Source organism: Calothrix rhizosoleniae SC01, assembly GCF_900185595.1.
In the GTDB taxonomy this organism is placed as follows: Bacteria; Cyanobacteriota; Cyanobacteriia; order Cyanobacteriales; family Nostocaceae; genus Calothrix_A; species Calothrix_A rhizosoleniae.
The window spans coordinates 1-10,184 of sequence record NZ_FYBH01000041.1; the positions used below are offsets into that span (position 1 = coordinate 1).

Annotated in this window: 10 protein-coding genes and 1 pseudogene; 6 read left to right on the top strand and 5 right to left on the bottom strand. The window is 37.8% G+C overall.

Going from position 1 to position 10,184, the window contains the following annotated elements:
* Window positions 1-204: 204 nt before the first annotated feature.
* Complete coding sequence (locus CALSC_RS02140; protein ID WP_088239781.1) at window positions 205-549, top strand: helix-turn-helix transcriptional regulator; 345 nt, start codon at window positions 205-207, stop codon at window positions 547-549.
* Window positions 550-976: 427 nt separating this feature from the next.
* Entirely contained in the window at window positions 977-1,726 is a 750-nt protein-coding gene (locus tag CALSC_RS02145; protein WP_088239782.1) for a methyltransferase domain-containing protein, read from the top strand.
* A gap of 74 nt (window positions 1,727-1,800) precedes the next feature.
* On the opposite strand, the gene CALSC_RS02150 is transcribed toward CALSC_RS02145, so the two are convergent.
* Window positions 1,801-3,579, bottom strand: a complete 1,779-nt coding sequence (locus tag CALSC_RS02150; RefSeq protein ID WP_088239783.1) for a choline/carnitine O-acyltransferase — start codon at window positions 3,577-3,579, stop codon at window positions 1,801-1,803.
* 576 nt (window positions 3,580-4,155) lie between these two features.
* Here CALSC_RS02150 and CALSC_RS02155 point away from each other — a divergent pair.
* Window positions 4,156-4,995 (top strand): HalD/BesD family halogenase, encoded by an 840-nt coding sequence (locus CALSC_RS02155; protein WP_088239784.1) that lies wholly within the window; start codon window positions 4,156-4,158, stop codon window positions 4,993-4,995.
* 55 nt (window positions 4,996-5,050) lie between these two features.
* On the opposite strand, the gene CALSC_RS02160 is transcribed toward CALSC_RS02155, so the two are convergent.
* On the bottom strand, window positions 5,051-5,665 hold the full coding sequence (locus tag CALSC_RS02160; RefSeq protein WP_200817537.1) for a Uma2 family endonuclease: 615 nt from the start codon (window positions 5,663-5,665) through the stop codon (window positions 5,051-5,053).
* A 221-nt stretch (window positions 5,666-5,886) separates the two neighbouring features.
* Between CALSC_RS02160 and CALSC_RS02165 the strand changes: the two genes are divergently transcribed.
* Complete coding sequence (locus CALSC_RS02165; protein ID WP_088239785.1) at window positions 5,887-6,711, top strand: RnfABCDGE type electron transport complex subunit D; 825 nt, start codon at window positions 5,887-5,889, stop codon at window positions 6,709-6,711.
* A gap of 72 nt (window positions 6,712-6,783) precedes the next feature.
* Window positions 6,784-8,169 carry a DUF2330 domain-containing protein gene (locus CALSC_RS02170; RefSeq protein ID WP_088239786.1) on the top strand — a complete coding sequence of 462 codons (1,386 nt, stop codon included), beginning with the start codon at window positions 6,784-6,786 and terminating at the stop codon, window positions 8,167-8,169.
* Here CALSC_RS02170 and CALSC_RS02175 read toward each other — a convergent pair.
* Window positions 8,163-8,384: pseudogene (locus CALSC_RS02175) on the bottom strand (IS200/IS605 family accessory protein TnpB-related protein); the annotation flags it as partial. The gene CALSC_RS02170 and the pseudogene CALSC_RS02175 overlap by 7 nt on opposite strands.
* A 38-nt stretch (window positions 8,385-8,422) precedes the next feature.
* Here CALSC_RS02175 and CALSC_RS02180 point away from each other — a divergent pair.
* Window positions 8,423-8,686 (top strand): hypothetical protein, encoded by a 264-nt coding sequence (locus CALSC_RS02180; RefSeq protein WP_088239787.1) that lies wholly within the window; start codon window positions 8,423-8,425, stop codon window positions 8,684-8,686.
* 73 nt (window positions 8,687-8,759) lie between these two features.
* On the opposite strand, the gene CALSC_RS02185 is transcribed toward CALSC_RS02180, so the two are convergent.
* Complete coding sequence (locus CALSC_RS02185) at window positions 8,760-8,954, bottom strand: DUF2949 domain-containing protein (protein ID WP_088239788.1); 195 nt, start codon at window positions 8,952-8,954, stop codon at window positions 8,760-8,762.
* Window positions 8,955-9,034: 80 nt separating this feature from the next.
* Entirely contained in the window at window positions 9,035-9,910 is an 876-nt protein-coding gene (locus CALSC_RS02190) for a polyphosphate kinase 2 family protein (protein WP_088239789.1), read from the bottom strand.
* Window positions 9,911-10,184 lie beyond the last annotated feature (274 nt).

A 10,184-nucleotide genomic window follows, 5' to 3' on the forward strand; every position in this document is an offset into this window, starting at 1 on the left:
GTTAGACCTTATTTGTGTGTGTATTGTGTTTTATCCTTCACTGCCTTCAGTAGGTATTTTGCTCGACCTTAAGGAGTTCATCGGATGTTATCTGTGTTTTGTTAATGAGAGCTACAAAATCGTTTCCTGTCATTCCGGATATGTCTGAAATTTTTTTTTGGTGTTAGGATATACGGCTATAGGTAAAGTAAACTTGCTATAGCTGTGAAAAGGAAGGCAAAACCAAAGATTGCATTTCTGCGAGAGAAGGCTGGACTTACCCAGCTTGAGTTGTCTCGTATTGTAGGGGTGACTGAAAGTACTATCCAAAACTGGGAAAGTGGTAGGACTGGCACAGATCATATATATAGAATTATTCGGTTTTGTCAAGCTTTAAATTGTCGTGTGGAAGAGTTGATTGAATATGTGAGTGAATCAACGCCAGAAAAACCTACTACAACAAAACTTAGTTCCTTAAGTGATATCCATAATCTATTAGGTATTGATGAGAAAGAAGTGCTAGGAGAGCAAAATACTCAAAGTCAGTCCAACAATCTTGAAAAATATTAAGTGATGGCTGCTCGAAAAGTAGCTCATCGTGTATGTATCACTACGGTTACGCGGTGAGTCTGGGAAGCTACAGGTGAAGCATAGCTAGCTGAACCCATAGTACTTCACATTTTGTGATTTGATGAGGCTGAACAAGAATTTCAGACTGAAACTCATGTACTTTATTTTTTGTTTATACTAGTATTTTCACTTAGTGGTTTGTTTGTAATGTAATAACTTTCAAATATAAGAATTAAATATTTGTTAAATTGACTTAGCCTGCTCCGGAGAGACTTTATATCATGTGTTTGAGATGGCTATTTTGCGTAAATCCTGATCACTTGAACAACTATCGTATAGCTTTAACTTGTAACTAATACTACTGGCGTGATATATCAAGATAGAACGATGAAATTTCAATAGTCAACTATACAGGCTGAAAACAAATATGCAGAAATTGGATTTTGAGATACAGTTACCAGAAATAGAAAGTGCTCGCGATCTATCCATCCATGAAGAATACTTTTGGCTCAACCAAAATGGAACGAAACGGAAACTGCGGTTACACGACTATGCTGAGGTATACCAAATCCCCTATCTGTACGAACATTTGATGGAAAGGTTGGATAGCCAATCCCATGTCATGTTGGCTTCTTTGCTGGTAGAAGAATTTACCGAAGCTGGCGACAAGGTTGAAGATATGATAGTGCTAGATATGGGTGCAGGAAGTGGTTTGGTTGGTAAAAGTTTATTTAACTTGGGGATTAAGTCAATTGTTGGGATTGACATTCTTTTCGAAGCAGCACAAGCAGCTTGTCAGCAGTATCCTGGCATTTACGAGAACTACTATGTTGAGAATTTGAGCAATTTAACGGAAATGACCAAACAGGCATTAAATAGTCGAGGATTTAATAGCCTGATTTGTTGCTCGGCTCTCAGTAACAATCATATTCCGGCGAAAGCTTTAAGCGTAGTGTTTAATCAAGTCGTTCCTAATGGATGTATTGCTTTTAATGTGGCCAAGTATTTCTGGGAAGATAATACTCAGACGGGATTTAGACAACAGCACTCTTGGGTAGAAGATCAATCCATTTTTGAGATTATGCGGATGCATTCCTACCGACACCGATTTTATACAGATGGTCGCCCTTTAGAATATTTTGCGATCGTTGGACGCAAGAAATCTAATATACTTTAAGGGTAAGGTGGGCACTGCCCACCCTACAAAATAATCAGGGTTACAGGGGATATTTATCTAACCTTGAGATAACATCAAATACTAGATTTCATTACCGTTGCTAAATCTTGCAATGATTCTCTTAAAAGACTACTATATTTTCCTGTCTGCTGATATTTACTAGTTATATTTACTGTAATTGAATCAGGATTAATGATGTAGCCGAGACCATATCCATGTTCTATGACTGGACCGAAGCAGAATAAATCTATACCCATTCCCGTAGCTAAATTACTCGTACAAATTGGCGATTCACCCAATAGTTTGTAAGCTTTATCTTGGAATATAGGTGGTATTATTCCCTGAGCACGAGCTAGACGCAGTAATGCAGCCAGGTGTCTATCAACTCCATAGGCTGACTGGGCTGCTTTTTGGCGAGTAACGTGGGCATTTACGGCTTGCTTCAGAGCTGTATATTTTGTTTCGCAGCTAGCATCAGAAGTCATAGCTTTAACTAATGCTAATGATTCGGGAGTGAGCGATCGCATTGCTTCAGTACGACCATATTTAAAGCGCCTGGTATGTATTGATTCATACACGCAATCAATTTTATGATGTAGACGGAAATAAGCTAATTGAAAAGCCATTTGCACTACAGCATCAGGACTAAGGCGCTGTTCTTTGATAAAGTTGCGTCCAAACTCTGGAAAATCGAGTACCAGGGTTTCGTTTGCTGCAATAAAGTTATCAACTTGGGCTTCTGCTTCCCGAATTGATTGTTCAATTTCTGGGTTTAATTTCCATTCTAATTTTGTTGCTGGTGTTAATGGTAATGTAGGGTTTACTTGTGCTTCCTGGGATGCTTGCGCCTTTCGTTCCTGATTCACCTCATACAGATAACGCATAATCACATAACCATCAAGTCCCACGTGTTCAACGTTAATTCCTGTAATACTGTTATCTGTAAAAATTATCTGTAGTGGCTTATCAAACCAACGATTTCGTCCATCACCGTGGAGCATATTCTGAGAAGCTGCAACTAAATCTGTTGGTTTTGTATTGTCTAAGCAAACTACAAACAAAGCACTGTCAATCAGTTCTAAAGCACGAGCATTTTCTGGAGATAAAGCCTCTATCCCCTGACGCAACACAGCCCAAGGTGCTCTCTCAATTGCAGTTAATGCTCCGATCGCAGGTTCTGAGGAGTTAGTATTGGCTAAAATCCCATCTATTTGCTGTTCAATATCAGCGATCGCAGCAATTTTATCTCCTGATAGTGGTTGCAGCAAGTAAAATGCACTATTCCTGATAATAATAATGTGTTCTTTGCCATCAGGATGTGGTGCGCCTTTAAACATTTTATCCCGCTTAATTCCTGGGATGCGATTCCAGCCAAATAAGTTGTCATACTGAATCATGCACATCGGCTGGTTCCCACTACGGGGGGAGTCCCTATCAGGTTCCAATTCTCGATGCTTAATTTTCAGATAAAATTTTAAAGTATCTACAATCCAAGTAGCTGCAAGACGAGAAACAGGTAATTCTGGTTGAGCGATGGGTGAAAGAATAATACCGAAGTTTTTGTTAATCGGCAAAATTCCCCGATATTCAGCAAAGCTTTCTTCCCGGTAATCGTGAACATAACTAGTTTTAGTAGAACTAGCAACCATTTCTAACTGCTTTTGCAGCTTGACTCCAACCCCTTCTTGAAAATCCCTAACTACCCCTTGGGTTTGCTTAAATTCTGCTTCAGTTAACATCGGTGCAACCATTTGCAGATAAAGGTCGCAAGTTTGGGCTAATGTGGGTACAGGTAACTTGGGAAGAGACTCTTGATATTGGTACATCATCAGTTGTGGATTAGTTGTCGCCATTAATATTTCTGCAAAGAATCAATAATCTATCAATAGTTATGTATCTATAGGAATCATGTTTGATTCTGGAAAATATTTTCACCCATAACTTTTATCAAAGCTGTATCGCTGATGTTGACTATATGAGCGTGTTTATGCTTGATAGTAAATATCCCTGTAGAGTCGCAAATCCTAGCAGTTCTATCATTATGTTAATTTATGGTTGATTTTGATAACATTTATTTTCTCCATATTTTGACCCATTTTTATCAAAAATTTGTTAATTCTTAAATTGAACATTGCTATCTATATAGTTAATTTGAAAAATAAATTGTTGTTTTATACACATATGAGTAATGATTAATGTTCTGCTATTATGATACACATAGTTTTTATACATTGTTTCATGTGTCAGCTATAAGTAAGTCGGCACAATAAAACCAAACTATGTGAAGAATAGTAAATAAGCCTAAAACCCTTGTTCCCCCTGCTCCCTGCTCCCTGCCCCCTGCCTTATCCAAACGATAATTTTTTACGCCAACCTACTTATGCAGTATTGAAACAAATAGAAACATAGGAGTTAGTCAGGACATCATCATGAATAAAGAAGTTAGCATAAAACATACCAACCCTCTATTAACAGTTGAAGATATGATAAATTTTCAACTATATCCGATTAATTCTTCCCAAGATTCCCAAGAATTAATTAATGATTGTCGCCATCAATTAACAAAAGATGGTTTTTGTGTATTAAAGAACTTTTTAAGCTCCAATGCTCTAGAAATTTTACAGCAGGAATCACAATTACTAGCACCCCATGCTTATTATGCTAAAAGACGTTGCAATGCATTTAAGACTGATGATGATCCATCTTTACCACTAGATCATCCCGTACGATTTTTTATGGATAGAACAAATGCATTTGTACCGACAAATATTTTTGCTCCCGATTCTTTATTTAAAAAAATCTATAACGAACCTATATTTAAAAACTTCTTAGCAGCTTGCTTAAAAGAAAAAAATATCTATGAATATGACGATCCTTTGGCTGGATTAGTATTAAATATTTTAGGTGATGATACCCAACATCCCTGGCATTATGATCAGAATGATTTTAGTATTGTTTTAATGATTCAACCGGCGAAATCAGGAGGTGTTTTTGAGTATGTCAAGGATGTGAGAACACCAGAAAATGAAAATTATGAATTAGTTAAGGAGATTCTACATGGAGAGTGTAAAGAAGTAACAAGCCTGAATTTACAGCCTGGAGACTTACAAATCTTCATGGGAAAAAACTCTCTGCATCGAGTCACAAAAGTTTCGGGAGATACACAACGTTATACGGCAATCTTTGCTTATACTATCAATGAAAAAGTGATTGGTAAAGCTAAAGATTCTCAATTATTGTTTGGTAAAGTTACATCCAAATATGATTAATGAATGGGGGAATGTTATCCTAAAAGCTAATCATTTTTTATAGGGAAGTAATTATTCATTCTTCACCATCATTAACAGAAAAATCTACCTGTTCGTAGAGGTCAGTTAATGTAATTTCAAAATCAACTGTTTCTAAGGATAAATTTGCCGATTCCCCTTCAATTTCATCAAACACCCATTTCCCATCACCAGTTTTCACATAATGCATAACACGATATTGATATTGGTCGATCAAAATATATTCTTTAAATTCGGGAATCGAGCGATAATATAAAAACTTATTTCCTTGGTCATAATTTTGTGTTGATTTTGATAAAACTTCTACAATTAATGATGGATTTGTCACAGTAGTTGTGCTGGTTCCAGTATAAACAGGTTGTCCTTCTATAACCATCACATCGGGGTAAGTATACTGGCGATATTTCGGTATCCATAAACGTACATCACCTATGTAAATGTCATATTTATTACCTCTTAAAGCAAATCTTAAGAAGGCATAAAAGTTGCCAGCTATTTTATTGTGATTGGTAGTTCCACCCGTCATCGGTACAATTTTTCCATTGCGGTATTCGCTTTTAAATTCCGCTTGTTCTTCCAGTGCTAAATACTCTTCTGGAGTGTAGAAGCGTTTAACTGTTTGCACTTCTGTAGCCATAGTTTTTATTTTCATAAAATATCATCTATTTCTCTGTTATTGTCTCGGCATTGAGAATTTTAGAGGCGAAAAAATGACAATGATCAATCTTTACTTATTACTTGCACGTAGCGCTACAACACAACTTTACCCAATATTTTTAATCTGTAACAAATTCTGAAACAAATATACCATCCCTCTAGTTTGCAGTTTAGATTAGATCCATCTCCTCAGGATAATCCCTTAATCTACTGGCAATGCTGTTCCAGGATATACGCGACTATCAAATATTATTCCTCTCCTTATTTCTCTTTATCGGTATTGGAACTAGGGATTGGACAATTCAACCTGAATTAATTATGGTCACAATTATCACTAGTATCCTGACACAATGGATACTATTAATAATTCAAACCAGAATAATTGGGAATGAAGCCAAGCAAGAGAAAGCCATCACTCTTTCTATTCGCAGCCCCCTAATTACTTCCCTTGGACTATGTTTACTACTACGAGCCGATCATTGGACAACTATGGCTTTAGCAGCAGTTTGTGCGATCGCTAGTAAGTTTGTCTTTCAAGTTGGTGATAAACATTTCTTCAATCCTGCCAATTTCGGTATTATTACTGCCTTATTACTGACTCCAGATGCCTGGGTTTCTCCCGGACAATGGGGTGAGGAATGGTGGTATGGAATGTTGTTTGTGGGCACTGGTGGCATGGTTCTCAAACGGGTGGGGCGTTGGGATACCACGGCGGCTTTTTTGGGTAGTTATGCAGCCTTAGAAGCCATACGTAATCTCTGGTTGGGTTGGGCTTGGGATGTGTATTGGCATCGGTTAATGAGTGGTTCATTACTGTTATTTGCCCTATTTATGGTTACAGACCCCCGTTCCATACCAAATGCCAGGATTGGGCGTTTGCTTTGGGCTGTATGTATCGCTGTTTTGACTTATATCCTGCGAAATGAATTTTATCTTTCCACTGCTGTTTTTTGGGCTTTGTTTGCCCTTGCCCCCTTGACTGTGCTATTTGATACTTTTTGGCAAGCAAGAAGATTTGTTTGGCAAGAAGTTGAGGAGTGAAGGATGGAGGGATAGAGGGATAGAGGGATAGAGGGATAGGAAAGTTAAGAATCCACAATCTAAAATTCAAAAATGAAACATTTACGATATTTAATTTCACTCATATTTACATTTGGATTAATCCTGTGTTTTACGCCTCCAGCTTTGGCTTTCTGTGGGTTTTATGTCGCCAAGGCTGACACTAGGCTTTATAACAAAGCTTCCCAAGTTGCGATCGCTCGTAATGGCGATCGGACTATACTAACTATGGCAAATGACTATCAAGGTGATGTCAAAGATTTTGCTTTAGTTGTCCCTGTTCCTACGGTGTTGCAAAAGGGGCAAGTCAGGGTTGGTGACCCCAAAATTATGGAACGTCTGGATGCCTTTAGCGCTCCCAGATTAGTAGAATATTTTGACTCGAATCCCTGTGCCCATAATCGTTTTTACGAGGATCGAGCCATACCCCAAGCAGCACCTGCAATGAAAAAAGCTGGAGCAAGTAGAAGAAGGAACAGTTTGGGTGTGACTGTGGAAGCTCGTTTCAATGTGGGAGAATATGACATAGTCATTTTGAGTGCTAAGGAATCTGGGGGATTAAAAAAATGGTTAATTGGTAACGGGTATAAAATTCCTAGGGGTGCAAGAAGATTACTTAGACCCTACATTCGCCAAAACATGAAGTTCTTTGTTGCTAAGGTGAATTTGCAGAAATTCCAGAGTAATGGCTATCAGTTTTTGCGTCCGTTACAAATAGCCTATGAATCCCCCAAATTTATGCTACCTATTCGCTTGGGTATGATGAATTCTAACAGTCCCCAAGATTTAATCGTTTATATTCTCTCTCCCAAAGGACAGGCGCAAGTCACCAACTACCGCACGGTACAAATTCCTTCTAATCAAGAGATTCCCACGTTTATCAAAGGGGAATTTAGCAACTTTTACAAATCCATGTTCCAAAATGCATATACGAAAGAAGATAGAAAGGTGGCATTTTTAGAATATGCATGGGATATGAGTAGCTGCGATCCTTGCTCTGCTAACCCCCTCAATCGTGAGGAAATGAAAAAAGCTGGGGTATTTTGGTTAGATGATGCTCCTAATCCTGGAATCACACCCCGTCGTCGTCCTCCAATTAGAACCCCATTTCCTCCTCGTTCCCATAGTGTTTTTCTAACTCGTCTGCATGTACGTTATACCCGCGACAAGTTCCCAGAAGACTTAATGTTTCAAGAAACCTCCAACCGTCAGCTATTTCAGGGACGCTACGTTTTACGCCATCCCTACACAGGAGAAGCTAATTGTCAGGCTGGTAGAAAATACAAACAGTCTTTGCCTAGAAGATTTGAGAAGGAAGCACAAACCCTAGCCAAACTCACCACTTGGAATATTCAAGATATTCGTAACAAAATGAAGTTGGATGATCAAGGAACTACACCTTGGTGGCAAAATTTCTTTAAGTGGTTGAAGTTTTTGTAATGACAATTAGAGCAAAGCTGGGAGCTAGGAAACCATCGGTTTATTTCTATGAGTACTTTTCCTTCTTTTTTTAATTTATAAGAGAGGAAATTCACAAAGGTTCCTCATGAGGTATCAGATATTGCTTTTGCTAGTTTGTGGTTACGAACCATGCCCTTGACATTTAGATTTTCAACTACCACGACTTGATTGTTATCAACTATCTTTTGTCCTAACGTGCTTTGGTAGTGCTATAAATTGGAGCTAATCGTCAATGATGAACTCGGCTGACTGTGAAATCATTCAACTTGAAAATTATCAACTACACCTTTGTTATGAAGAGTTGGGAACAAGGAGTGAAGGACAACGGGGAACATTGTGGTTAGCAGGACAGGAAATTCCAGGGAAAAAGGGAGATAAACTGACCATTGGCGCGGTAACTTTACGGCACTATGGTACAGAAAGACCTGTTACTTGGGCTATTACGGGGTGGAATTATGATGATTCTTCTCTGATCAAAAATAGCTGGGAACGATGATTCAATGCTTTACCAGGAATCAACCAAAAACCTGAAGGGTGAACTTCAAGAAGTCACCAGGTGACGAGTTAATTCAATTGCTACCCTGTAACCAGTCAAAAATACGATCCAACTGGTTTACAGTCACCAACCCATACTGCCATAGAATCATCGGTAACAAACCAGGAGTTTGCTCAGGATGACGCAAAGCAAGTTGTAAATCAGTTGCTGGAATAGCTAAATCTTCCTGCAAAAAGTTGATAAATTGTGCAAGCTTCCTGGTTTCCATATTCCTTACCCCTCCTGTGGAGATATATAGAGACTAAGCTACAAATCTGAGAAACTTGTGAGGATTTCCTGAAAATTAGGCTAATTTAAATCCTCTTGCTCCAACATTGCTTTGGCTAACAGCAATTGTTCCTTATGCTCCTCACTGACCCTTGGATATTGCAAATTTAATTCTTTTAACTTAGTGCAAATAATATCAGCGACGACTAAACGGGTAAACCATTTGCGATCCGCCGGGATAATATACCAAGGTGCCCAAGCTGTACTTGTATGTTTAAAAACATCTTCATAAGCTTCCATGTAATCATTCCAAAAGGATCTCGCATGGACATCACTTAAGGAAAATTTCCAATGCTTTTCTGGTAATTCAATTCTTTTTAAAAAGCGCTTTTTCTGTTCTTCTTTAGATACATTTAAAAAAAACTTGAGAATGATTATACCATTATTAACTAAATATTTTTCAAAATTATTTATTTCTGCAAATCTTTGTTTCCAAAGTTGATTATCATTGGGGAAATGGGGTAATTGTTGCTTTCGCAATATTTCTGGATGTACCCTGACAGCTAACACTTCTTCATAATAAGAACGATTAAAAATACCAATCCTGCCTCTTTCCGGTAAGGCTTTTGCTGTTCGCCATAAATAATCATGATCCAGTTCCTCAGCACTGGGGACTATGAAGCTAAATACCTGGCACCCTTGGGGGTTGACACCAGACATAACGTGCTTAATGGTGCTATCTTTACCTGCTGCATCCATTGCCTGAAAGATAACTAATAAGGCATAGGTATTTTGAGCATAAAGAATATCTTGATATTCAGCTAACTTTTTAATCCCTGCCTGTAATTTTGCTACTGCATCAGACTTTTGGTGGTAATTATCTTTATAAGCTGGATTGTAATCTTTCTTGAGTGAAATTTTTTTGCCCGGTGGAACTATAAAAGTGTCATGATTCATGTAAAACCTCCCCCAGCAAATTTATAGGATTACTGGAGTTAAGATCTATTTTGAGACAAAATTATGTAATTATGATTAAATTATTAAATCTTTTTGTTATTTAACTTGTGCTATAAGTTACAAATTGAATTATTTTCACTCCGATTAACTCTGGTTGATATCATCTAAGCCTACCAGTAATAGGTATAATGCACTGCTAATCCATAGTTTTTTTTAACAATTATTTAATGTTTCAGCAACGTGAAACCCAAGACTGAGAAGCTATTTATTGTTT